Source organism: Bartonella sp. B39 (assembly GCF_053795145.1).
The window spans coordinates 136,767-163,194 of record NZ_CP200036.1; the positions used below are offsets into that span (position 1 = coordinate 136,767).

The window sequence follows — 26,428 nt, forward strand, 5'->3', positions numbered from 1 at the left end:
GGAAGATTTTAAAAAGTCTCCCCCGATTGTAATCCTCCAATTGTTAATATTTGAAATAAAGTCAAGGATAGATTACAGGTTATAAACAATTTCATAAATCAGACATATAGAAATTTTCATTTTTGTTTATTTTCTAATGGCAAAGATATCCTTGATGTCTGCTTTTAAGAGAGAGGTCTGAGAGGAATTTTTAAAGTTCACACAATAGTTTTAATATATTATCAATTTGTGTCGCAAAGTAATTATTATACATTGAATTTATAATGGAGATAGAGATTATTATGACAAAAGCAGCAGTGCTGGACTGGAAGGGATTTTCAGGGCTTCCTGATTTTTCTTTAATAAGTGATGAAGATTTTAAGCCCGCTTTTGAACAGGCTCTTCAAGAAGCAGAAGAAGAACTAGAGATGGTTGCGACGGTGCAAGAATCTCCAACACTTAAGAATTTTTTGCAACCTTTTGAGCTTTCTGGCAAAGCGCTTGATCGTGTGTGTTCAATATTTTTCTTGCGTTCAGGGGCGCATAGTAATGCGTTGATTCAGCAGTTAGAACAAGAATTTGTTGTAAAGCTTTCTCGTTATTCTTCGAAAATTATGATGGATGCACGGATATTTGCAAAAATAGATGTGCTTTATAAACAGTCACAACAGGGCATGTATGATAGTGAAACAACACGTGTGCTTGAATTATGGTGGAAAAAATTCGTTTGTAGTGGTGCAAAACTTGATGAAGAAGGTAAAAAACGGCTCGTTGAAATTAATGGAAAGCTTGCTTTTTTAAATGCTACTTTTGGCCAGAATGTTTTAAAAGATGAAGCTGAGTGGATTTTATTTTTAGAACAAAAAGATTTATCTGGTTTGCCTGATGATCTTATTGCTTCAATGAAGGAAATTGCACGCGAAAGGGGTAATGAGGGAGCCTATGCATTAACATTGACGCGCTCAATTATTGATCCTTTTTTGAAATTTTCTCATCGCCGTGATTTACGTGAGAGTGCATTTCAAGCTTGGTCCAAACGTGGTGAAAATAATAATGATAATGATAATCGAGCAATTATTTTAGAGATTCTTACACTTCGTGATGAGAAGGCTAAATTGCTAGGATATAAATCCTTCGCAGATTTAAAACTTGATAATACCATGGCCAAAAATATTGATGCGGTTATGGGTTTGCTCACTCCTGTATGGGAACGGGCAAGAACTAAAGCTTATAGCGAACAAATTGAATTGCAAAATTTTGCACACAATCAGGGAAGCAATGAAACTTTAGCAGCTTGGGATTGGCGTTATTACGCTGAAAAACTTCGCGCTGAAAAATTTTCTTTCGATGGATCTGAAATTAAATATTATTTTCAGCTTGATCGTATGATTAAGGCAGTTTTTTGGGTAGCAGAAAAACTCTTTGGGATTACATTTGAAGAAAAAAAGGCTGTTACACTTTGGCATCCTGATGCACGTTTATGGGAAGTAAAAAAGTCTGATGGGAGTCTACTTGGGCATTTTATTGGTGATTATTTTGCGCGTTCTTCAAAACGCTCCGGTGCGTGGATGAGTAGTTTACAATCACAACATAAATTAAATGGCGGACAAAAGCCTATTATCTACAATGTTTGTAATTTTGCTAAACCACCTAAAGGGGAGGTTGCTCTTTTATCACTTGATGATGCGCGTACGCTTTTCCACGAATTTGGACATGCGTTACATGGTTTGCTTTCTGATGTAACATGGCCATCTGTTTCGGGAACATCCGTTTCGCGTGATTTTGTTGAGCTGCCTTCTCAACTTTACGAACATTGGTTAACTGTACCAGAGATTTTACAGACTTATGCTACGCATGCAAAAACAGGACATTCTATGCCGCAAGCATTAATGGATAAGGTTTTATCAGCACAGACATTTAATGCTGGCTTTGCTGCAGTTGAATTTACTTCATCAGCTCTCATAGATATGGCTTTTCATAAAGGACAAAAGGTAACTGATCCAACAGTGTTTGAACGCCAAGAATTAGAAAAGCTGCAAATGCCTGATACAATTATTATGCGCCATCGTCCTCCACATTTTACGCATATATTTTCAGGTGATGGTTACGCTGCTGGTTACTATTCTTATATGTGGTCGGAAGTCCTTGATGCCGATGTTTTTCAGGCTTTTGAAGAAACAGGAGATGTTTTTAATTCAGAGCTTGCTGATAAGTTGAAACGTTTTATTTACTCTGCTGGGGGAAGTCGTGATCCAGAGGAGCTTTATAAAGCTTTTCGGGGATGGTTGCCTTCACCAGAGGCAATGATTAAAAAACGTGGACTGTAAATAATAACGGTATGGTCTAAACTATACCGTTATTTCCTTTCGTTTTTCTTTCTGTTTAAGATTACACAGGCCCCCATCATGGTCATATGAAAAGGGGGTTTTCTATTTTATTAGGTTTTTGTTTTATGAAGAAAATGAGACTCTCTGTTTTTAACAGATCATGGGAAAGAAAAATCATCAGCTCTCTCTTTCTGATGACCGTTTGGGGATGACCACGATTTTTTTATAAGGCTCTGATCGATTTTGTTGAGTAAATGTGTATTTTGTTGCGCCATCTCATCGAGGCTTATAGGTGGTTTGCGTTCAATATTATGTAAACCTTGTACAGGTCGCAGAGTATTTGCGTTGGTAAGGTGTGTGTCTTCATGAGAAAAGACAGGAAGATTTAAAATAGTTTCTAATGGTTTTCTTAAGTAAGAGACAAGTTTTCGCTTTCCTTCAAAAGTAAAATTAATGCCATCGTTGGTGCGAAGCTTGGTTATTTTTCCATTGATATCATAACCTGAAAAAGAAAATTGACCTTGTGCGTTAATAAAACCATCCCAAATATTGATAAAATATCCTCCTGCGGCTTCTGTTGCACTTTTATAAAGTTCATTAAAGGTTTTTATTTTTTGTGTTAAATTATTACTTTCAAAGGCTGGTTGTCCCATCCATATCCATGGTTTTCCAGAGGCATAAAGGCTTTCAGTAATTTCGACAACTCTTTGCCTATAGATATCCATCCATTCTGGCTGGAGAGGGCTGAATACGCCATGAGAGTCTGCGATTGGTTGGTTATCATTTGCGCCTATTATCATAACAATGGTATCAGGTTTATTTTTATCGATGAGTTGAGGAATACTATCTTTCCAAGAAGTGTGATCAGTTCGAACTAAGCCAGAAGATGGTACTGCATTGTTTATGATGATAATATCGGTATCATCAGTAAAAATTTTTTTGAGTTCATTGGCAGCAGTAGAAGCTACAAAATCCCCTATAACAAGAATTCGTTTTGCATTTGTATCTTTCAATGTTTGTACGGGTTTTTGTATGACAGCTTTTTTCTTTGGTCGATATACTTTTTGTTCCGTAGTTTGCGGTTGTTTGTGTACTTGCTCTTGTTTGTTACGTTCTAACAACCATTTAAAAAAGTTCGTCGCTTTACTTGGAGATGGTTTTATAACACTCGCAGTGAAGAGAGAAAAAAAAAGAAGATTAAGTGTATCGAGCGGAAATAAGACAAACACTTTACTCCAGATTATTGTTTTCGCAGAACAGAAAGAACTGCAGGGGTGGGGTATCCATTTGCCTTTAAACCATGGCGCAACTGAAAATCTTTAAGTGCTTTTTGAGAGGCTGTACCAATCTTGCCATCAACTTTCCCTTTATAGTAGCCAAGCGCCATTAAGCGAGATTGCAGTTCTTTGCGTTCATGGAAAGTAAGCGGTTTGAATGGTCTTTGCCAATCTTGAACTAATCCATGATGTCCAGCAATGCGGTTAGCGAGAAGAGCAACAGCAAAAGCATAACGATCTGCATTATTATAACGTTTAAGAACAAAGAAATTTTTTGTTACCAAGAATATAGGCCCTTTTTTTCCATCTGGATATTTTAATATTGCTCGTTCAGATGATGAAGGTAAAGGTTGTCCATTCGCGTGTTTTACGCCTAGCTTTGCCCATTGCTCAAAGGAATACCAATTCTCAGGGAAGTTTCTCCCTTGTGGCAATTTAACTTCTACTCCCCAAAGGAGTTTAGGTTGCCAACCATTCATGTGAAGAAGGTTAGCGGCAGTTGCAAGAGCATCTGGAACAGAGGTCCAGATATCACGTCGTCCATCCCCATCCATATCAATGGCATAAGCGAGATAACTGCTTGGAATAAATTGTGTGTGTCCCATTGCCCCAGCCCAAGATCCAGTAAGTTGCGCGCGTGTGATTTCACCACGTTGGAGAATTTGCATGGCAGCAATGAGTTGTTTGTGTGCGTATTTTGCACGTTTTTGATCAGCATAGGCTAGGGTTGCAAGTGAACGAATGGTATCACGCATCACACCTTTATTTGCTAAAATTTTTCCATAATTGCTTTCCATCGACCAAATAGCTAAGAGAATATTACGATCTATACCAAAACGTTTCTCAATTTGAAGAAGCCAGTCTTTCCATTTTTGAGCTTGGCGTTGTCCCTCCAAAATTGCAAAATCATGAATACGGTTATCAAAATAGTTCCATGGATGATCGACAAATTCTGGTTGGTATGCAGCCCTTTCTAAAACTTCTGGATCAATTGCATTAATGTTTTTAAAAGCCATGTCAAATGTAGAAGGTGAAATATTGTTGGCGAGAGCTATTTTTTTAAACTCTTTAATCCATTGTTTAAAGCCACTATCGGCATGTAAAAATGGTGTAAAAAACATTAAAAAAGCAGAAAAAAGAATGGCTAAACTTATGGTAAGAGTCTTCCGATTTATTGATTTCTCTAAAGGATAGAAAGTTTTAGATTCTATTTTTTGCATTTTAAAATTCCCCTCAATATCCAAATATTTTTATATGCAAGAACTTTATTTTGTATATGGTGTTATCAATAATATTATCAAACGAATAAGAAAGGCTGGGACGGATTATTTGTTTTGAAGGAACACTCTCAACAAATTATCATACTCTTGCATCTTTTTCTTGTCCATTATAACGGCAATCAAAACAATAAGGTATCTTTTTTACCATTTAGTAAAAATATATGTTAAATGAAATCAGTAAATTATATGATTAATGGGGAGCAATATGGTGAGAGTTCGCAAAATCCGGAAAGCAGTATTTCCCGTGGCTGGTCTTGGTACACGTTTTCTTCCTGCAACAAAAACAATTCCTAAAGAAATGCTGACGGTTGTTGATAAGCCTGTTATTCAATATGTTGTAGATGAAGCACGTGAAGCTGGTATTGAGCATTTTATTTTTGTCACTGGACGCAATAAAGCAGTCATTGAAGATTATTTTGATGCGCAAGTTGAATTATATACAACACTTGCTGAACGTGGCAAAAGAGAAGAGCTTGAGCATTTACAAGATTTACAACTTTCACCAGGGATGACTTCTTTCACAAGACAACAACAATCATTGGGGCTAGGACATGCTCTCTGGTGTGCGCATGAATTAGTTGGGAATGAGCCTTTTGCTTTATTATTACCGGATATGCTTATACACGCTAAAAAGAGCTGCCTTTCTGAGATGATCAGTCTTTATGAAGAAACCGGTGAAGGAAATATTATCGCGGTTCAAGAATGCGATCCTGAAGAAGCCCATAAATACGGTATAGTTGGCAAAGGCGAACAGATTGCAAATGGTTTTAAAATCACAAAAATGGTAGAAAAACCAACGAAAGGAACAGCACCGTCAAATCTGTATATCAATGGGCGTTATATTTTGCAACCAGAAATTTTTAATATTCTCTCCAATCAAGAACGAGGGGCAGGAAATGAAATTCAATTAACAGATGCGATGGTAAGACTTTCAAATGAACAGAATTTTTTTGGTTACCAGTTAGAAGCACTCACCTTTGATTGTGGCTCTAAAGCTGGTTTCATTGAAGCCAACGTTGCATTTTCTTTGGCGCGTGCTGATATACATAACCAAGTTTCTGCTGCATTAAAAAATTTACTAGAAACCATTAAAATTGAAAAATGATATAGATCTTCCATTTAATTTCATTTATCGAATTTTATCATGACAATACAATCTTCTCTTATACTGAATTTGCAGGGTGCTGTTACATCAGCGCTTAAAACACTTGCGAGTGAAAAACAGGGGCTTGAAGCCCTTGAAACTGCTTTTCTTGGGAGCCTTTCTTCTTCTTTTGAAGCTGCGGTTCAAGTCATTGGACGCGCTAGGGGTCATGTGGTTATTACTGGTCTTGGTAAAAGTGGTCATATAGGAACAAAAATTGCTGCAACCTTAGCTTCAACGGGAACACCTGCTTTTTTCGTCCATGCAGCAGAAGCCAATCATGGTGATCTTGGTATGATTGGATCTGATAATGTTATTCTTGCCTTATCATGGTCAGGTGAAACCTTGGAATTAAGTGGTATTATAAATCATGCTGCGCGTTTTCACACACCACTTATTGCGATGACATCGGGCGAGAGTTCTACATTAGGGCGACAAGCTGATATTGTACTCTTGTTGCCAAAGATAGAAGAGGCTTGTCCCCATGGGCTTGCTCCTACAACTTCAACAGTTATGCAATTAGCAATGGGAGATGCATTAGCTGTTGCTCTTTTAGAAATGCGTGGCTTTACTGCAACAGATTTCAAAATTTATCATCCTGGTGGTTCTCTTGGTGCAAGCCTTAAATACGTGCGTGATATTATGCATGGGGGTGATAGTATTCCTTTAGTTGTGCAGGGTACAACCATGACTGAAGCTATGAATGTTTTGGTTGAAAAACATTTTGGTTGTGTTGGCGTTGTAAATCAAAAAGGTGAATTAATCGGGATTGTGACCGATGGTGATCTTGCACGCAACATTCACTTTGACTTATCACAATTTAATGTTGATGAGGTGATGACAAAAAATCCTAAGATTGTGGAATCAAATACACTGGTTGGTGCGGCAATAGCTTTTATTAATGATCATCACATCGGTGCTTTTTTCGTGGTTGAGAATAAGAAACCGGTAGGAATTGTTCATTTTCACGATCTTTTGCGTATTGGTGCGGCGTAAGTTGGAGAATTCATATAAGATAAAGTTTTTATTTTAGGGTTAGATTCAAAAATAAGATTTTGTTGTGCAGTCACTTTATTAATGTTTCTTGGCAAAGACGGTTGTTTATACATTCTGCAGTGTTTGTGAGTTCTTCTGGTAGAGGATTGTATCGGTGCCTTTACTTATTTTAGCAAAAAACCCCCATCAAGAGGGGAGAATATCGCCTCTTGACATGTCTGTATTCATTATATTTTTAACAGCAATAGTAACTTTTATTTTATTTAAATGTTCTCCTAAGAGAAAATTGTGATCCCATATGTGATGTGCAGAGAAGGTGTGTTGCATCGCGTGATATCATACAACTGACTTTAGATATTGTTCCACGGAGAATGGAACGTATTTCAATTTCTATACGTTGGGTACTAACATAATTATATGTACCTTCTGATAGTTTTTCTTCTGTATCCGCTGCACGTGTTTCAAAAACACCATTGTGGAAAGAAGAAATGATACCGTTCGTATCAACCCATTCACCATCAATTCCAGCTGGTGTATTTTGGCCATAATATTGAGAAAAGCCACAGGCACCTAATGCCAAAGCGATGATTGCAAGATACATAATACGGCAGGTATGTTTCATTTGTTATACTCTATTTAATTTATGTTACTTTGCTCTTTAGCTTCTATAACATTGTTAAATTATTCTATGAGTTAATATGAAAAATTTGATGAAAATCAATGAAAAAGCAAAAAAAATGGAAAAAAATGCCTTAATGTTGTATTTAACTGACAGCTTGGTGAAATATCGTAGATAAAACACAAGAGGCGAAATATTTCTTATGGTTTACAACAATTTTGACATTAAGCTGTTTAATAGTCTCAGAGGAGATTATTAAAATTATGGTTGGTCCCATTCTTGTTGCGAGTGAAGATTATGGAAGACGTATAGAGCTTTCTGCTATGCTCCGAGGTTTTGGTCACCGTGTCATTGAAGCAGAAAATGGTCTCCGTACGATTGATCTTTTGCATAGACGTAGAAATATTGTGCTTGCACTCCTTGATGTTGCCATGAGTGATCTGAGTGTAGGTGATTTGATTAAAATGATTAGAGTTGCTGGTGTTTCTGTTCCTATTATTGTGATAGCACAACAAGAGAATCAAAATTTACTCCAGAAAGCTTTAACAGCTGGAGCTATTGATTATTGGATTTATCCAGTTACATCATTACGGTTAAGAGTTACTTTTGATACTCTTGCTCTTATTTCTGCATTAGAGCGTGAGGTTCGTTATATTCGGCGAAAAAATGAGAATCATTTGCGATTTTCTGACCTCTGCATAAAAAGTAGAGCAATGCAGATAGTTCTGGAACAATCGAGGAATGCGGCGGCTTCCTTACAGAATCTTTTGATAGAAGGTGAAGGTGGAACTGGTCGTGAAACATTAGCACGCATTATTCATCATGAGGGTTTGTCATCGGATGGAGCCTTTGTTCGCTTTCAATGTTCAGCTATCGTTGACTCAAAAGAAGAAGAACGTCAGTGGTTTAAAGAATTTCTACCATTGGTCTCTTCTCTTGAAAAAGGGACACTTTGCCTTTGTGATGTTGATCGACTCGAGCCCATACAGCAAAAGCGTTTCTCTGGTTATCTTCAAGAGAGGGAAAAAGCAACAAAGAACAATCCTCCTCCTTTTCGAATCATAGCTATTTCAACATCGCGGCTTTCAGATTTGGTTAAAGAGGATTATTTTTCGTGCAGTTTATTTGAACAGCTTTCCTCACTATCGATCACTGTCCCTGCTTTACGGGAATTGAGGGATGATTTTCCAGAGCTTACGCAACGTTTGATTGACCGTATTATTGCTGAAACGGGACGATCGCATGTACATGGTTTAGCAGGATCAGCTCTTTCCTTGCTTATGCAGTATGATTGGCCTGGTAATCGGGATGAACTTGAGAATTTTCTATTTCGTGCGGTTTTACTCAGTGAGGGGCCATTGTTAACTGTTCGGGATTTCCCTCAATTAATGGGGAATCCATTAGTAAATGTTCCAAATATCATTGAGAGTGATATCCAAAAAAATCATGAACAAGAATCGATACAATTTTTAAATGCTGATGGGCATGTTCGCACTTTTATAGAGATGGAACATGATATTATTGAGAAAGCGGTTAAACATTATAAGGGACATATGAGTGAGATTGCTCGCCGTCTTCATATTGGTCGCTCTACACTTTATCGAAAAATGGAGGAATTGAAAGCAATAAAAAGCCAGGAACGGAAGTAAAGCCCACAATAAATTCTCATTTATGAGAGGCATGATTTTTTAAAAAAGTATAGTGGATTTTAGTAAAAGCAGGAGAGGGGTTTTCGCTTTTAAAAGAGATGTTATTTCTTATAGAGTCTAGGTATTGACTATGATTTTGAAAACTCAATAAGTATCGATTTTATTTGATGGTACTCTTTTCAACTCCCTTTTCTTGTTTCAGTTTTTACAATTTTAGCTAAGTTTACATTTAAAATAAGAAAAAAAGCCTTTATGCTTTTTTAGCATTGAAACTAAAATTCTATAATCATTGGTATTGGATTTATATTCTCTTAAGCAAGAGGTGGCATTCTGTCTTTTGTGTGATTAAGATAGGATTATTGATTTTAGTATTGTGGTTCGTATCGATGGTGGTGCGATGGCTTAAAAATAGAAAGTTTATCCTCTTTGACTTTGTTACAAATTGTTATCGGTTTTATCGCATTTTTTTTTGTTGCGTCTATGTTGGCAATTTACACATATGGACGTTTTATTAAAAGCGCTAGGGGGGAGTGTTCTTATGCATTGACTGTTAAGAAAGATGAAACGCCGTTTGACCGTATAGTAAGTCAATTGGCAGAGAAAGCAGATGGGTTAGGGGTTGATAAAGACGCCCTTTCACTCATCATTAGCAATTTGGATGCTTTTTGTGTCCGTGCGATAGGAGCAGCACAGGCGGGGCGTAGCCTTGATCTGATGTATTATATTTGGGACGATGATTTAACAGGGCGCTTATTATTAAGTGAAATAGTGGAGGCAGCTGATCGTGGCGTTCGGGTACGCCTTCTTTTAGATGATATTAATGCTCAAGCCCGTGATCCAGCTTACATTGCGCTGGATAAACATCCTCAGATTGAGGTGAGAATGTTTAATCCAGGACGATCACGTAAGGGTGGTTTACGCCGTGGTTTAGAGATTATATTGCGGGCAATTACTGTTACACGTAGAATGCATAATAAAGCTTTTATTGTGGATGGTCGGGTGGCTTTTGTAGGAGGACGCAATCTTGCAGATTCTTATTTTGATGTTGGTGAGAAATCACATTTTCGAGATTTAGATCTAATGTTAATTGGCCCTTCTGTTAAAAAAGTAGAAGCTATTTTTGATGACTTTTGGAATAGTGCTGTGGTTTTACCGATTCATACTTTGGTTATTCCTAAAAATGCAAGAGACTTTCGCTATTGGAAGGATAAATTACGAGAATTTCGTGATTCTAGAGTTGCAAAAGTTTATTTAGATTATGTCAAAAAGCATATTAATTTTGATTGTTTTATTGAGACAGGAAAGCGGTTATTTTTGGCAGATAAAGTTGTTGTTCTTTCTGATCCTCCGGAAAAAGCATTGCGCAAAAAAGCGGGAAATTGGCTTATGAAGGCGCTCTCACAGGTTATAGGGGAGGCTAAAAAAACAGTTCAGATTACATCACCTTATTTTGTCCCTGGTAAGGCAGGCACGCAAAATTTTAGCAAACTGGTTTCAAAGGGTATTGATGTCAAAATTCTTACGAATTCCTTAGCTGCCACTGACGTAGCACTGGTACATGGTGGTTATGTACCATATCGTAAGGCGCTATTGAAAAGTGGTGTTAAACTTTATGAATTAAAACCAGGCGGAAATACGCACGGATTACGGCTCTTTCGATCAAGTAAGGCAAGTTTACATACCAAAGCTTTTTTAGTCGATCGTAAAACTGCTTTTATTGGGTCTTTAAACTTTGATCCCAGATCAGCTGCGCTGAATACGGAAATGGGCATTCTTTTTGAATGTGCGCCGATTACAGCGAGGCTAGATTTGCTTTTTTCTGAAGAAACAACCGGTGAAATGAGTTATCATCTCCGCCTTGGTGATAATAACCGTATTTATTGGGATTTTATAGAAAATGAAAGGCAGCATAGCGTTGATTATGAGCCAGAAAGCAATTTTTGGCGTCGTGCATTTGCTAAAATAATAAGTTGGTTACCCATTGAATCGCAATTGTAGATTTTATAAACCATAATTAGAAAATTATTTTAATTTTTCTTTTCATTTTGTTGTAAAATGGCATAATTCTGTGCCAATCCACGACTTATGAGAGCCGCAGCTGTATTTAAAGCCACTTGCGGTGCTTTTTTATTAAAGGAATTTGGTTATGGCAAAAATTGTTGAAACAGGGACGGGTGCACTGGCACTGACTTTTGATGATGTGCTTTTACAGCCGGGTCATTCTCTTGTTATGCCTAGCCAAGTGGATCTTAAAACACGTATCGCAGCTGATATTGAACTGAATTTGCCATTGCTTTCTGCTGCAATGGATACTGTGACGGAATCGCGTTTGGCTATTGCTATGGCTCAAGCGGGTGGCCTTGGTGTTATCCATCGCAATATGTCTCCTGCAGAGCAAGCTGAAGAAGTTCGTCAGGTGAAAAAATTTGAATCTGGGATGGTGGTTAATCCGGTGACAATTGGGCCAAATGCAACACTTGAAGAGGCGAAAGCTTTGATGCACTCTTATGGTATTTCTGGTATTCCGGTTGTTGAAAATAGCGCTAAAGGTGAGACTGCTGGACGGCTTGTTGGCATTTTAACCAATAGAGATGTGCGTTTTGCATCAGATCCCAAACAAAAAATTTATGAATTAATGACGCATGAAAATTTAATCACAGTGCGTGAAAATGTTCAACTCAATGAAGCGAAATACCTTTTACATCATCACCGTATTGAAAAATTATTGGTTGTAGATGAACAAAGTCGCTGTGTCGGTTTGATAACAGTTAAGGATATTGAAAAAGCACAATTAAATCCAAGTGCTGCCAAAGATTCGCAAGGTCGCTTGCGTGTTGCAGCTGCTAGTAGTGTAGGGAATGATGGGATTGAGCGGGCTGAACGATTAATTGACGCAGGCGTTGATATTCTAGTGATTGATACCGCTCATGGACATTCTCAGCGTGTATTAGACACGGTTGGGCGTATTAAAAAAATGGTGTCCTCTACAGTTATTATTGCTGGTAATGTCGCAACTCCACAGGCAACACAGGCTTTGATTGATAGTGGTGCAGATGCTGTAAAAGTTGGTATTGGTCCTGGTTCTATTTGTACAACGCGCATTGTTGCAGGTGTTGGTGTGCCTCAACTTGCAGCTATTATGAGTGCTGCAGAAGTTGCTGAAAAGTCAGGTATTCCTATTATTGCTGATGGGGGGATAAAAGCCTCTGGTGATTTTGCTAAAGCTTTGGCAGGTGGGGCTTGTGCTGCTATGATTGGCTCTCTTTTAGCTGGTACGGAAGAAAGCCCTGGTGAAGTTTATCTGTATCAAGGGCGATCGTTTAAAGCTTATCGCGGCATGGGATCAGTTGGTGCTATGGCGAGGGGATCGGCAGATCGTTATTTTCAGGATGAAGTTCGTGATACGCTCAAATTGGTGCCTGAAGGGGTCGAGGGGCAAGTTGCTTACAAGGGTCCTATAGCATCGGTTTTACACCAGTTGGCTGGTGGGTTACGTGCTTCGATGGGTTATGTTGGGGCAAGAAATCTAACAGAATTTCGTGAAAAAGCAACGTTTGTTCGTATTACCAATGCTGGACTTCATGAAAGTCATACACATGATGTTGCTATCACGCGGGAAAGTCCGAATTATCGGCGTCCTGTTTGATAGGTAAAATGATTACAGTCGTTTTGCGAGAGCATAAAAAACCTTTTAGAACATATCTGGAAATTACTATTTTTGCTTTTTGTGGTTTTTTACAATAATTTCAAAAATACAAAGAAAGGAATTGGAGGTTAACGCTCCAATTCCTTCCATGCGTTATAGGAAATTAAGGGAATTAACTTTTTGTAGTCTTCCACCCCGTCTTTGACGCGCGTTGGCGAGTGTTAGTCTGATCACTTTGGATGGATTTCTTTCCGTTGTTTGAGGGCGTTGTATTGTGACGGCTTTTAGATGAAGTTGTTTTCCCATTATTGTAAGTGTTCATTATTTTCTCCTTTTAAATTATCTGGTTTAAGACCAGTACAATAAAAACGGTTATGTCAAATAGTGGTTCCAAGCGTTTTCTAAAAAGTTAATATTTTATTAAGAATAAGATGCGTGTGCTGGTCTTAATATGTGTTGTTTATAGAGAGCTATGAAAATTTAATTTACGAATAAAATAAAGGAGGATGACTTTTGCGTATGTACATTGGAAGAGAGATTTTAAGGATACATCCTACCTTGTAGTATCAAGTGAGAAACTACGCATTTTAGAATGAGAGGAATGTAAACAGATAGCGTATGAGAAAAAGAGTTTTGATGCGCTAAAAAGTGTGATCGGAATCATAGAGTGTGCAATATATAAATTTGAGATAGTTTTGAGAAGATTCCACTGGCGGTAAGAGAGATAATGTTGTTCTTTACTTAAATTGTTTAGAATTTTGTAGAAATTCAATAGGAGAAATAAATGCGCTTAGGTGGGCGTTTACAGGCGGCGATAGATATTCTAAAAGAGATAGGAACTCGGCATCGCCCAGTAGGGGAAGCTTTAAAATCTTGGGGGATTTCTCATCGCTTTGCTGGAGCAGGAGATCGCGCAGCAATTGCTACAATCGTTTATGATGTCTTGAGACGGCGTTATTCTTTACAATGGCGTATGGAGAGTGATGATATGAGGGATATCGTTTTCGGCACCTTATTAGATGCTGGGAAAATGACAATTGAACAAATTGATAGTGAATTGGCAGGAGATCGATTTGCACCTCAGTTATTAGGGGTTAGGCAACGTCAATCATGGCAAAAACGAAAATTGGTTGATGCACCAGATTATATTCGTGGTGATGTTCCTCAATGGTGTCAAGCGCATTTACATCCTTTGTTAGCCGATAATTGGGTAACGGAAGCCGCTGCGTTAGCAACACGCCCTTCTTTGGATTTACGCGTGAATAGCTTGAAAGCAACACCGGAAAAAGTTTTTCAGGAATTAGCAAAAACTAAAGTCCAATCATTATCATGGTTTCCGCAAGCTTTAAGGATTGCACCGATTGAAAAGTTTGACCGTCATCCCAATGTTCAAGTTAAACCAACTTTTCAAAAGGGGCATTTTGAAATACAAGATTTGGGATCTCAAATTGTTGCTTACCTTGTAGAAGCAAAAGCCAGTATGCAGGTATTGGATTATTGTGCCGGAGCTGGTGGAAAGACACTAGCCTTAGCTGCTAGTATGAAAAATAAGGGACAAATTTATGCTTATGATTCAGACAAAGCTCGTTTGGCTCCTATTTTTGATCGTCTTCGACGCGCTGGTGTTTGTAATGTACAGCCATTGGTACAAAGAGACGAATTGAAACCATTAATAGGTCAGATGGACGTCATTTTACTAGACGCACCATGTAGTGGTACAGGAACATGGCGGCGGCGTCCAGATAGGAAATGGCGTTTGACATTAGAACAGGTAAGACAGCGCCAAGTAGAACAAAGGGCAATTTTGAATGAGGCTATAGACTATCTTAAACCAAACGGGCGCTTAGTTTATGTTACATGTTCTCTTTTTATGGATGAAAATGAGGAACAAATTTCTCATTTTCTTCAACAGCATTCCAATTTTGATCCAATAAATATGCACGCATTGTGGCAGCAACATTTTAGTTTTTCGCCTGTGCAACCGAACTTTTCAAATTATGGACTTACTTTATCGCCAGCGACAACAAAAACAGATGGTTTCTTTTTATCGGTGTTACAAAAAAAACAGTAATACATATTTTTAGCATTTTTTATTTTAACTTATTATGAAAACAATCTTTTTCTTAAACGAATAGGCTTGTGAAAAGTGAAAGATTGATTAATAAATCCCATTGGTTCTCTTTTACAATTACTGATTGGTTTTCTATGAGCGCATCACATTTAGACATTGTTCTTATCATTGATTTTGGTTCACAAGTTACACAACTCATCGCACGGCGGGTGCGAGCAATGGGTGTTTATTGTGAAATTGTTCCGTTTCAATTAGCTTTAGAAGGTATCAAGCGGATAAAACCTAAAGCGGTTATTTTATCAGGCAGCCCTTATTCGGTTCATGATGATGGTTCGCCGCGTGCTTCAATGGAAATTTTTGAAATTGGTGTTCCAGTTCTTGGGATTTGTTATGGTGAACAAGTCATGTGTGTTCAGCTTGGTGGAAAGGTTGAAGTCGGACATGAGCGTGAATTTGGGCGGTCTTTTTTGGAAGTGCGAGAAGAAAGTCCACTGTTTGATGGTGTTTGGGAAAAAGGCTCTTGTTATCAAGTATGGATGAGTCACGGTGATCGCGTAACGGTTTTGCCGACAGGCTTTCGTGTAATAGGAACATCAAAAGGTGCTCCTTATGCTGCCATTGCTGATGAAAAAAGGCGCTTTTATGCACTGCAGTTTCATCCTGAAGTTGTCCATACACCGGATGGCAAAAAGTTGTTGCAAAATTTTGTCCATAACATCTCTGGTCTTAAAGGCAATTGGTCAATGGCTTCTTATCGTGAGCAGGCAATTGCCAAGATACGGCAAAAAGTTGGAAAAAGTCGTGTTGTCTGTGGTCTTTCAGGCGGTGTGGATTCATCAGTTGTAGCTGTGCTTCTCCATGAAGCAATAGGAGATCAATTGACATGTATTTTGGTGGACCATGGATTGATGCGCAAAAATGAGGCTCAAGAAGTTCTTACATTGTTCCGAGACCATTATAATATAGAGCTTATTCACGTAGATGCTGCTGATATGTTTCTCAATGCTCTTGAAGGGATGATAGATCCAGAGAAAAAACGCAAAACGATTGGCCGCCTTTTTATTGAAGTTTTTGAAGAGGAAACGAAAAAAATAGGAGGAGCAGATTTTTTAGCGCAGGGCACACTTTATCCAGATGTCATTGAGAGTGTATCAGCGATCGGTAAGTCAGTAACAATTAAAAGCCATCATAATGTAGGGGGATTGCCAGAACGGATGAAGATGAAACTTGTAGAGCCGTTGCGTGAGCTTTTTAAAGATGAGGTTCGCTCGTTAGGGCGAGAGTTAGGATTACCGGAGCAATTTGTTGGCCGTCATCCTTTTCCAGGTCCCGGTCTTGCAATTCGGTGTCCAGGTGCAGTTACACGTGAAAAGCTAGAAATTCTACGTGAAGCGGATGCTATTTATCTTGATGAAATTCGTAAAGCTGGTCTTTATGATGAAATTTGGCAGGCTTTTGCTGTTCTTCTTCCTGTTCAGACTGTCGGTGTTATGGGTGATGGACGCACCTATGAATTTGTTTGTGCTCTCCGCGCAGTAACATCTGTAGATGGAATGACCGCTGATTTCTATCCGTATAGTATGGAGTTTTTAGGCAAAGCAGCGGCACGTATTATTAATGAAGTTAAGGGTATTAATCGTGTTGTTTATGATGTAACATCAAAGCCTCCTAGCACTATTGAGTGGGAATAATTCAAATCAAGTGCAGTCTTTTTAAGTAAGGAATGTTGTTCGGTATTTGATATTTTTGGAAGTGAGAAAAAAGAAATAATTTTTAAGAAATTGTTTTGCACTTTGTATGATTTTTAAAAAGTCATTATCTCACTTATATCGACCAGTATCGTTTAAAATTGAGAAGTGTGAATTTTGCATGTTTGAAAAAAAAATTGTTGCACATCGTGGTGGAGCTCATCTTTATCCTGAAAATACACTTTCGGCGTTTTGCCATGCAGTTGCGTTGGGAGTTGATGAAATTGAATGCGATGTTCATTTGCTTAAAAGCGGTGAAGTAGTTGTATTTCATGATTTTCGTCTAGAACAATTGGTTGGGAAAACAGGATATATTCATGATATTGATAATGAAACACGCAAACAACTTTGCATAAAAGGAAGCAGTGAAGCTCCTCCTTTATTAGAAGAAGTGCTTGATCTTTTGGAACCAACCAATGTTGCATTGCATCTTGAAATAAAAACATGTGGTGAAGTTGAGCGTGAAACAATTTTATCTCAAAAAGCACTTGCATTGATAAAAAGCCGAAATTTAGAAAAACGGATTTCTGCCATCAGTTTTGATCCTACAAGTCTTCGTCCCTTCATTGAAGCAGGAATCACATCTGGTCCATGTATTGATAGTTTTGAAGGAGATATGCATCGTCGTTTTTCTGAATGGAAACAATTAGGGTATTCTGATTTGAGTTTAGATGGCTCTATTGCATCACAGGACTTTATTGAATCGGCACTTGAGGCTGGTTTTACTGTGGGAGTATGGACAATTAATGGGAGAGCTCGGTTATCGCATTGGCTTGATATGCCCGTACACTATATCACAACAGATCAACCAGACCTTGCTTTACAATTACGTGCACAAAGATGACATACATCTATAATACAAAAGGAACTATATATTCTACAAAAATAAGGTTAATAGGAGAAAGTAAAAAAGTACTTGCCGAGAGTTCTAAGAAGAGTAAGACTTTTTACTTTATTGACTGATTACTCGTGCGCTTTCCAGTGGTTTTATTAAAAGTATGGAAGTTTTGATGAGGGACAGTAAAGCTCATTTTTTTACCATAATCGTTTGTAAGACGCTCTTTTATTTCAACAGTAAAAATAGCGCCATTCCAATGCGTTAAAACATGGCATCCCATTCCTATAGGCTTGATAAGTTCAATTTGTGTATGAAAGACAGGTCCTTTATCTGGATGTTCACCCAACAAGATTACTTCTGGTCTGAATGCCAAAAGATCAGTTTCTTCGTTATAAGAAAACGAATGATTTAAATGTTGTTCTAAGATTTTTCGATCAAGAAAATTCATAGGGGGAGAACCAATAAAATCAGCAACAAATGTTGTTGCTGGAGTATCGTAAATTTCCATTGGTGTTCCAATTTGCTCGATAGCTCCTTTATTCATAACGACTATTCTATCGGCTAATGTCATGGCTTCTAGTTGATCATGGGTAACATAGAGACTGGTTGTTTCTAGTGAACGCTGCAAAGTTTTAATCTCAATACACATTTGAGCACGCAATTTTGCATCAAGATTTGAAAGAGGTTCATCAAAGAGAAAGACACGCGGTTGACGCACAATCACACGTCCCATTGCAACACGTTGGCGTTGTCCTCCTGATAATTGCCGCGGTTTACGGTCAAGAAATTGCTCTATCTCCAAAAGTTTTGCAGCATGCGCGATACGCTTATTTATTTCGTCTTTAGGTGTTTTACGATTTTTAAGACCATATTCTAAGTTTCCACGAACTGTCATATGGGGATAAAGAGCGTAATTTTGAAAAACCATAGCAATATCGCGATCAGCAGGTTCACGATCATTGATACGCTCATTATCAATATAGAGTTCGCCTGAAGTAACTTGCTCGAGTCCTGCAATAATACGTAATAAGGTTGATTTACCACATCCTGAAGGACCGACAAGGACAAGAAGTTCGCTATCGGCAACAGTTAAATTTAAATCGTCAATGACCAAAATGCCGTTGTCATATTGTTTTTTTATATTTGATAACTGGATTGTGGCCACAGTCATTTCTCCGTTTCAATAAGGCCTTTGATAAAAAGCCGCTGCATGAAAATAACGACAAGAACAGGTGGTATCATAGCAATGACTGATACTGCCATGAGTATATTCCATTGAGGATCATGCTGAAGTGATTCTACGACAAGCTGTTTTAGAATAACAAGAATAGTTTGATGATTTTGATCAGTTGTAACGATAAGAGGCCAAAGATATTGTATCCATCCATAAATGAACATAATGATAAATAAAGCAGCAATATTACTTTTGCTAAGAGGGAGAAGAATATCTTTAAAAAATTTAAATGGTCCTGCACCATCAACACGAGCAGCTTCCAAAAGTTCATCAGGAACAGTCAAAAAAAACTGGCGAAATAAAAATGTAGCAGTTGCGGATGCAATGAGTGGAATAATCATCCCGCCATAGGTGTTTATCATGCCCAACTGTGCGACCACTGCATATGTTGGGATAATACGAACTTCGACAGGCAGCATCAGAGTGACAAAGATGAGAGCAAAAGCAGTTTTGCGGAAAGGAAAGCGCATGTAAACAATTGCATAAGCAGAAAAGAGCGAAATAATAATTTTTCCAATACTAATACCAAGTGCCATAATGAGCGAATTCATTAAAAGTGGCCAGAGGTTAGGCAAGCCGAGCTGCACAAGGCCATCACCAAAGATTGTTTTATAGTTTTCTAGAGTATGTGTTCCCGGTAAAAGAGGAAGTGTTCCGGAATTAAACGCCGCTGAACTATGAGTTGATGCAATGATAGCAATATAAACCGGAAAGCAAATAATGATAATACCAACAATAAGGATGAGATGGGTTAAAAATTTCAGAATAGGACGATTTTCAACCATGATTTTCTTCCTAATATTGTACGCGGCGTTCAAGCCAGCGGAACTGAACAAACGTTAGGATAATAACCATCAACATTAATATCGTTGATTGTGCTGATGCTGCACCAATCATTTGGTTTTTAAAACCATCATCATACACTTTGTAGACGAGAGTGTTTGTTGCACGTGCAGGGCCTCCAGAAGTTATGTTGTCAATAATACCAAATGTATCAAACATAACATATTGAACATTGACGATAAGAAGAAAAAAGGTAGTTGGCGAAATCTGCGGAAAAACTACTGTCCAAAACCGTTTAAAAGGCCCCGCACCATCAATTGCTGCTGCCTCTATTTGGGAACGTGGAATGGATTGAAGACCCGCAAGAAAAAAAAGAAAATTGTAGGAAATTTGTTTCCAGCTGGCTGCAATCACAATAAGTATCATTGCTTGAGTGCCATTGATACGATAATTCCATATAATACCTATTTCTTTAAGAAGAAAAGGGATTGTCCCGATAGTTGGATGAAAGATAAACAACCACAATATGCCTGCCAATACAGGGGCAACAGCATAAGGCCAGAGCAAGAGCGTTGTGTAAGCCTTTTTTGAGCGTATAACACGATCAACGCAGACAGCCAAAAGAAGCGATATCGTCATTGCCACAACAGTGACAGAGACAGAAAATATCGCTGTCGTGAGTAGTGATTGGATATAAGTAGGATCAGAAAGAATAGTCACATAATTTTCAAAACCTATAAAGGTTGTTGTAAAGCCAAAAGGATCCTCACGCTCGAAAGATGATTTTATTGCCTGGGCAGCAGGCCAAAAGAAAAACAAAAAAGTCACAAGTAGCTGAGGAAAAAGCAGCCAGTAAGAAAGGAGACTATTTTTGAAATACGCATGTTTTTCTTGCATTCGTAGGGGCTCTTTAAATAGAGAGTCTTTAGAAGGGTGAACAAAAAAAATATAAAAAACTCAACTGCCTAGTTAAGTTTTTACTCTTTAATAGCAATAATGAAGTTTTAATGATTGGCTTTCTCAAATTCACGTAAAAGTTTATTTCCACGTTTAATGGTTTCATCTAATCCATTTTTTGGTGTTTTTGAGCCGTTAAGAACAGCTTCCAGTTCTTGATCAAGAATGGAACGAATCTGCGGCATATTACCAAATCTTATACCCTTTGAGTTAACAGTTGGTTGGTTAAGAGTGATCTGTTGAATAGCAATATCCGCACCGATGTTTTTATCGTAGTAATGCTGTTTTTTGCTTAGTTCATAGGCAGCTTTTGTAGTTGGAAGGTAACCTGTTATCTGATGCCATTTGGCTTGGTTATCGGCTCTTGATAGAAACTTAAGGAAAGCAGCTGCACCTGCATATTCTTCAGAGGTATGACCTTTTAAAACCCAGATAGAGGCTCCACCAATGATTGAATTTTGTGGTGCTCCCTCTACATCATCATAGTAAGGGAGCATTCCAAAGCCAACATTAAATTGTGCTTCGGAAACAATACCAGCATGTGACCCTGAAGACTGCATAAAAATTGCACAATTTTGTGTCATAAACATTGGGGTTGCATCTAATGCACCGGCAGGTCCCCCATAGCGGAAAATACCTTGATCAGACCATTTTTTAAGGTCACTCCACATACGCACTTGTAAAGGCCCATTAAAAGTAAGCTCTGAATCAAGACCACTAAACCCATTTTCTTTTGTCCCAAAAGGAATATTGTGCAAAGCTGAAAAATTTTCCATGCCAATCCACTGAGAAGCATAAGCCATTGTGAAACCACAGTTTGCTGCTTTAGTTTCGAGAATTTTTTTGGAGAAATTTTCGATATCTTGCCATGTTTTTGGCGGTTTTTCTGGATCAAGCCCCGCTTTTTTAAAGATATCTTTATTGTAATAAAGGATCGGTGTTGAAGCGTTGAATGGCATAGAGAACATTCGTCCCTGAACATCGGAGTAATAACCACTTATAGCAGGTAAATAATCTGCAGAATCAAATTCTTGCTTTGTATCAGCCATAAGTTGATAAATGGGATAAACCGCGTCTTTTGCAGCCATCATGGTTCCAGTGCCAATTTCATAGATTTGGGCGAGAACTGGTTGTTGTTTTCCGCGAAATGCTGAAATGAGTGAGATCATACCTTCTTCATATTCGCCACGAAAGGAAGGAACAACTTTGTATTTAGATTGACTAGCATTAAAGTCGTTAATAAGATTTTCAGTTTGTTTTCCTAGCTCCCCGCTCATAGAATGCCAAAAGCTGATTTTTGTTTGCGCAAAACCCGCTGTTGCCACACTGATAGCAACTGTAAACGCTGCTATAGAAAGATAAAAACGACTCATGGTTTAGCCTTTCTGAAGTGATGGAATACAAATTTCCCCTGATTTATAGTATTACACATGAACATGCCATGACGATTTTATTACAAAAATATGTTAGTTCATTTAAACAGGAACCACCAAAAGGTCAAACGAATTTGTTTAAACTTATCAGTTTTTCCTTTATGAGTGCTATCGTGTGTTGATACGGTCACTGTAAACATTTGATAGAGAACGGAGATGGTGCAAATGAGAGAAGCAAAGAGCAAGCTCAAGGATAAAAACAATAAATGTTATTCAGTTATGGCTATCTTTATTTAAGGTTACTCTTTTTCAAAAGATTTTTTGGTTTTATGGTATTTATCTTATAATTTGCGAACGATAGTTTTGAGGCAATTTTTTGCATTCTAATTATGATAATGTTTAAGAGAGCGGGTTTTTTAATTTATTGCGAGGCTAGTGTTTTCTCAAATTCTCCAGTCCGATTATCGAAACATGCTTTGGATTCGTCTTTAGGAGCTGCCTAATGAGCCTTGTCCTTAAGGTTAAGGAGATCACTTCGAGGTGTCTAACGTTATTTTATCTATAACAAAAAGTGGTTTATTTAAGCGTTCCTATACGATTTAAAAACTATAGTATAAAGTGTTTCTACAGACATCAAACTGAAAAAATTATCAAGTAAATGAAATTAATTTTATGGGTAAAAAACAATTTTAAAATAAAATGTATAATTGTGCTCTGCAAAAATTTTGCATAAACGAGCTCTTTTCAGGAACAGATAAATGCGCATTTAGAAAATTTCAAAAATGAAAAAGTAAGCTCAAACCTACGTGGTGCTTTATTTGTACGAGATCTACTGATGATTTTGAGAATGGTGTTTTTAAAAATGATGAAAAAACGTTTTGTAATTTGATTATGGATGTTGTTGATTTAGTTCTCATAATTTCCATGATATTTTTAAAAAGCTTTGTGAGAGGTTTTTTAAAGCTTTTCTGAGTATTTTTCTATTTACAGAGTCATTGGATTTATTTGGGATGACTAAGGAAGAACTTTTCCCATAAGCATAATTTTAGCGTTGTATGAAAAAAGATAAAACAAACCATTTTTATAGGGTAACGTTACTGTAAGGTGTTTCAGAGAGATCTCTTTATTCCTAAGGATCAAGGTTAGTTAGTTCCTTCGTTAAGCACAATTAAGTGATCACACTTTTTATGAGCATGATGGAGATTTTGAGAGTGGATATCCTTTCAAATATCGTAAATACTGGCGATTTAGTTATTTCTAGTGCTAATTATAACTTTATTATTTTGTTATCTTCTCGCATGGATACGTCCTAGTGTTTTGCTATTGCATCGATAATGGTATTAACATTATGTTCCATCATATCGAGATAAGTTGCGGCAGGACCATTTTCGTTTGATAATGCATCAGAATAGAGTGTTCCACCGATTTTTAAGCCTGTTTCTTTTGAAATCTGTTTTATGAGGCGGGGATTAGAGATATTTTCAACGAATAAGGCAGTTGCCTTATTGGTTTTAATTTGTTGTATAAGTTCGGCCACATCGGCTGCAGTCGCTTCAGTTTCCGTTGAAGCGCTTTGAGGTGCAAGTATGGTAAAATCATATTCTTGAGCAAAATAGCCAAAGGCGTCATGAGATGTGATAATAATACGCTTATCTTTTGGGATGGTGGCAATTTTTGTTTTAAGTTTTTCTTGTGCTGTTTTAAGCTTTTGGATGTAGATTTGCGAATTTTTTCGGTAGTTTGCACAGGATTGTGTATCGATTTCACAAAAAGCAGCAGTAATATTTTTGACGTAAATTTCAACATTAGGAATTGCTTGCCAAGCATGTGGATCAACACCGCTATGGTGATGATGCTGTTGTTGGACGCTGTGTTCTCGAGTTTTAATTTCTAGAGGAGAAATGTTGGCACTCACTTCGACAAGAAGCGCTTTTGTATCACTTGCTGTGATGAGACGGTTCATGAAATCTTCTAAATGAAGTCCGTTGATGAAAATAATATGAGCATTTCTAAGAGCTTGTGTATCACGGGGGGTAGGTTCATAAGTGTGGGTATTCGCATTGGGACCGACAAGAGTGGTCATAGAAATATGGTCGCCTCCCACATTTTTCACTAAATCTGCAAGAACAGAAAAGCTTGCGACAACTTTAATCTTATTATGCGCAGAAGCAAAAAATGAAAAAAGGATAAGAAATAAAAGAGTTCCAAGTAGAACAAATTGTTGGATAAGTTTAGGCATATTATTTCCTTAAAGTGGGAAGAGACATATAAAAAAAGCGAGGAAACCATGCTACAATAAAGCCGCGTGGACTTACTAAGCAAGAAAGAAGATAAATAAACCCTGCGGCAATAATGATAGCTGGACCAGAGGGAAGGGACAGATGAAAAGAAAGCAGGAGTCCACATGTGCTTGCAATAATTCCTAAGAGAATAGAGAGTATGCAGATAGGGCCAAGACGCGAAAGCCAAAAACGGGCTGTAATAGCTGGAATCATCATAATGCCGACAGAAAGTAATGTTCCTAATGATTGGAAACCACCAACCAAATTCAATACGACAAGTACGAGCAATGATATATGAACGTATTTACTCAATGGAGAGAGAGATTTAAAAAAGAGGGGGTCAAAGCTTTCTAATACGAGTGCGCGCCAGAAAATACAAAGACTGCACATTGTGATCAGCATTATAGTGGTTATTAGCAAGAGGGCTTGTGTATCAAGTGCAAGCACTGAGCCAAATAAGAGATGAAGTAGATCAATCGTTGAATTTTTAAATGAAACAATAATGACTCCCGCCGCGAGTGCAATAAGATAAAAGACCGTCATTGATGCATCTTCTTTCTGAAAACTATTTCGTGAAATCAAGGCAGTTGCTAAAGCAACAATGACACCAGCTAATATGCCGCCAAGTGTCATAGATATAAGCGAGAAGCCACAAAAGAGGAATGCAGCCGCAACACCAGGAAGAATCGCATGGGATATAGCATCTCCTGTGAGACTCATCCCGCGTAACATCAAAAATACACCCACAGGACAGGCGCTGATGGACAGCAAGACTGAACCAATAAGAGCGCTTTGCATAAAATGAAAATCAACAAAGGGGGAAAGAAAAAATGCGTACACGTATTATAACCTAATAGAGCGGGAACCATTGATGAGAAGATGTTGTTTTAGCGCGCTGATAGGGAAAGAGTTGGATATAAGAGGTGACATAACGTGATGAATTTTGTCATGAAAAAACAGTGTTGTTTCTCCATAAAAGGCGTTTTGTTTATTAATTTGAATCATATAGGGGAAATATTCTTGCACGATAAGAGGATCATGGAGTGCGGTGAGAACTGTTCGTCCTTGTTGTTGCCATTGTGTGATCAACGCAAGAAGGTCTTTTTGAGTATTACGATCTATACCATTAAAAGGTTCATCAAGCAGGATAATATCGGCATCTTGTACAATAATACGTGCAAAAAGGGCGCGTTGTAACTGGCCACTTGATAATGTATCAAGTGAACGGGATGCGAGTGCTGTAAGGCCAACCATTTCAAGTGCATTCTGGATTTTAGAGTAATAAGGGCGATGATTTTTCCATAATCCACAAAAAGACCAAAGTCCTGTTTTTATAAGCGATTCTACATCAATCGGAAATGTTTGATCTATATCACATTGCTGAGCAAGATAAGCAATCCGAATTTTTTTCGGTTTTGTAATTCTACCGTTGATAGGTTTAATCAATCCAGCGATGGCTTTCAGCAGTGTAGATTTTCCAGCACCGTTATCACCCGTTATCGCTATCAACGAACCGGCTTTTAACTTTGCTGAAAAATTCTTTATTGCTATTCTATTTACATAACCTAATGTTGCACTGTCGAAATGCAGACCCATAATTTGTACCATCTTTGATTATTTATTCGGGTAAGTTATGTAATAATATAACATTTGTCAACAAAATGTTATATTATTACATATGTTTTAGTATATTTTTAGAGTTGAGAATTTTAGTGGGAAGATCGTGGAAAATTTAAAATAATGGTTGAATTTTCCTTGACGAAAGAGAGAGTGTGTATACTATATATAGTATCAAAATGATTGGTGATTCTAAATAAGCACAAGTGAGGGTATAGTGTGTTTCGTTTGGCGTCTAAGTTGTTTCCGTAATGTGATCACGAAGAGTTTATTGACTAAACAGTAGAGTAGTATTTCTACTGGCGCATCTCTCTCGGGGGAATTTCCTTTCGTTTTTGTAAGTTGATTTTTGTCATGAAAGATAACACTAAGGTATTGGGAAGCGGCTGTTGGGGGAGCATTGATTTCTTAGACAGCAGGAGGGAATTGTAATGCAAGAAAAAATTATTTTATAACTGAGGGGCTTTACCATTTAAGTTGTAGAATAATCATTTGTTCTTGCTGGAGTTTTTTTGCTATTTGATTAAGCGTATGGGGATTTAAGTTCACGAAGCTATGTGTTATTTAAACTAGAAATATGGCTCACGTGTTCGCGTACGATTGCTGGT

Annotated in this window: 18 protein-coding genes and 1 pseudogene; 9 read left to right on the plus strand and 10 right to left on the minus strand. The window is 37.7% G+C overall.

Annotated features, from left to right (window positions below):
• The first annotated feature begins 281 nt into the window (after positions 1-281).
• Positions 282-2,306 carry a M3 family metallopeptidase gene (locus V4P57_RS00550; RefSeq protein ID WP_455466275.1) on the plus strand — a complete coding sequence of 675 codons (2,025 nt, stop codon included), beginning with the start codon at positions 282-284 and terminating at the stop codon, positions 2,304-2,306.
• A 158-nt stretch (positions 2,307-2,464) separates the two neighbouring features.
• On the opposite strand, the pseudogene V4P57_RS00555 reads toward V4P57_RS00550, so the two are convergent.
• Both V4P57_RS00555 and V4P57_RS00560 read right to left on the minus strand, forming a co-directional pair.
• Positions 2,465-3,531: pseudogene (locus tag V4P57_RS00555) on the minus strand (SGNH/GDSL hydrolase family protein).
• Between the two features lie 15 nt (positions 3,532-3,546).
• Complete coding sequence (locus tag V4P57_RS00560) at positions 3,547-4,803, minus strand: lytic murein transglycosylase (protein WP_455466276.1); 1,257 nt, start codon at positions 4,801-4,803, stop codon at positions 3,547-3,549.
• 265 nt (positions 4,804-5,068) lie between these two features.
• On the opposite strand from V4P57_RS00560, the gene galU reads away from it, so the two are divergent.
• Positions 5,069-5,968, plus strand: a complete 900-nt coding sequence (gene galU, locus V4P57_RS00565) for a UTP--glucose-1-phosphate uridylyltransferase GalU (protein WP_455466277.1) — start codon at positions 5,069-5,071, stop codon at positions 5,966-5,968.
• A gap of 39 nt (positions 5,969-6,007) precedes the next feature.
• On the plus strand, positions 6,008-7,003 hold the full coding sequence (locus V4P57_RS00570; protein WP_455466278.1) for a KpsF/GutQ family sugar-phosphate isomerase: 996 nt from the start codon (positions 6,008-6,010) through the stop codon (positions 7,001-7,003).
• A gap of 259 nt (positions 7,004-7,262) precedes the next feature.
• Here V4P57_RS00570 and V4P57_RS00575 read toward each other — a convergent pair whose 3' ends face one another.
• Positions 7,263-7,625, minus strand: a complete 363-nt coding sequence (locus V4P57_RS00575) for a hypothetical protein (protein WP_455466279.1) — start codon at positions 7,623-7,625, stop codon at positions 7,263-7,265.
• Between the two features lie 260 nt (positions 7,626-7,885).
• On the opposite strand from V4P57_RS00575, the gene V4P57_RS00580 reads away from it, so the two are divergent.
• From V4P57_RS00580 to V4P57_RS00605, 6 genes are all read left to right on the plus strand, one after another.
• A complete protein-coding gene (locus V4P57_RS00580; protein WP_455466280.1) occupies positions 7,886-9,271 on the plus strand; it encodes a sigma-54-dependent transcriptional regulator in 1,386 nt (461 codons plus the stop codon).
• Positions 9,272-9,697: 426 nt separating this feature from the next.
• Complete coding sequence (locus V4P57_RS00585) at positions 9,698-11,269, plus strand: phospholipase D-like domain-containing protein (protein ID WP_455466281.1); 1,572 nt, start codon at positions 9,698-9,700, stop codon at positions 11,267-11,269.
• Between the two features lie 148 nt (positions 11,270-11,417).
• A complete protein-coding gene (gene guaB / locus V4P57_RS00590) occupies positions 11,418-12,917 on the plus strand; it encodes an IMP dehydrogenase (RefSeq protein WP_455466282.1) in 1,500 nt (499 codons plus the stop codon).
• Positions 12,918-13,701: 784 nt separating this feature from the next.
• Positions 13,702-14,988: an RsmB/NOP family class I SAM-dependent RNA methyltransferase gene (locus V4P57_RS00595; protein WP_455466283.1), complete on the plus strand. Its 1,287-nt coding sequence runs from the start codon at positions 13,702-13,704 to the stop codon at positions 14,986-14,988.
• A gap of 134 nt (positions 14,989-15,122) precedes the next feature.
• Positions 15,123-16,679 carry a glutamine-hydrolyzing GMP synthase gene (gene guaA / locus V4P57_RS00600; RefSeq protein ID WP_455466284.1) on the plus strand — a complete coding sequence of 519 codons (1,557 nt, stop codon included), beginning with the start codon at positions 15,123-15,125 and terminating at the stop codon, positions 16,677-16,679.
• A gap of 178 nt (positions 16,680-16,857) precedes the next feature.
• A complete protein-coding gene (locus tag V4P57_RS00605) occupies positions 16,858-17,580 on the plus strand; it encodes a glycerophosphodiester phosphodiesterase (protein ID WP_455466285.1) in 723 nt (240 codons plus the stop codon).
• A 103-nt stretch (positions 17,581-17,683) separates the two neighbouring features.
• Here the strand turns inward: V4P57_RS00605 and V4P57_RS00610 are convergent, their stop codons facing one another.
• The 7 genes from V4P57_RS00610 to V4P57_RS00640 form a co-directional block, all read right to left on the minus strand.
• A complete protein-coding gene (locus V4P57_RS00610) occupies positions 17,684-18,739 on the minus strand; it encodes a sn-glycerol-3-phosphate import ATP-binding protein UgpC (RefSeq protein WP_455467004.1) in 1,056 nt (351 codons plus the stop codon).
• 2 nt (positions 18,740-18,741) lie between these two features.
• Positions 18,742-19,593 (minus strand): sn-glycerol-3-phosphate ABC transporter permease UgpE, encoded by an 852-nt coding sequence (ugpE, locus tag V4P57_RS00615; protein ID WP_455466286.1) that lies wholly within the window; start codon positions 19,591-19,593, stop codon positions 18,742-18,744.
• Between the two features lie 10 nt (positions 19,594-19,603).
• The gene (gene ugpA, locus V4P57_RS00620) at positions 19,604-20,488 is read right to left on the minus strand and encodes a sn-glycerol-3-phosphate ABC transporter permease UgpA (protein WP_455466287.1); all 885 of its coding nucleotides are present in this window, start codon (positions 20,486-20,488) and stop codon (positions 19,604-19,606) included.
• Positions 20,489-20,595: 107 nt separating this feature from the next.
• Positions 20,596-21,921, minus strand: a complete 1,326-nt coding sequence (gene ugpB / locus V4P57_RS00625; RefSeq protein ID WP_455466288.1) for a sn-glycerol-3-phosphate ABC transporter substrate-binding protein UgpB — start codon at positions 21,919-21,921, stop codon at positions 20,596-20,598.
• Positions 21,922-23,230: 1,309 nt separating this feature from the next.
• The gene (locus V4P57_RS00630; RefSeq protein ID WP_455466289.1) at positions 23,231-24,160 is read right to left on the minus strand and encodes a metal ABC transporter solute-binding protein, Zn/Mn family; all 930 of its coding nucleotides are present in this window, start codon (positions 24,158-24,160) and stop codon (positions 23,231-23,233) included.
• A gap of 1 nt (position 24,161) precedes the next feature.
• Entirely contained in the window at positions 24,162-25,043 is an 882-nt protein-coding gene (locus V4P57_RS00635) for a metal ABC transporter permease (protein ID WP_455466290.1), read from the minus strand.
• Between the two features lie 3 nt (positions 25,044-25,046).
• The gene (locus V4P57_RS00640) at positions 25,047-25,799 is read right to left on the minus strand and encodes an ABC transporter ATP-binding protein (protein WP_455466291.1); all 753 of its coding nucleotides are present in this window, start codon (positions 25,797-25,799) and stop codon (positions 25,047-25,049) included.
• Positions 25,800-26,428: the final 629 nt, after the last annotated feature.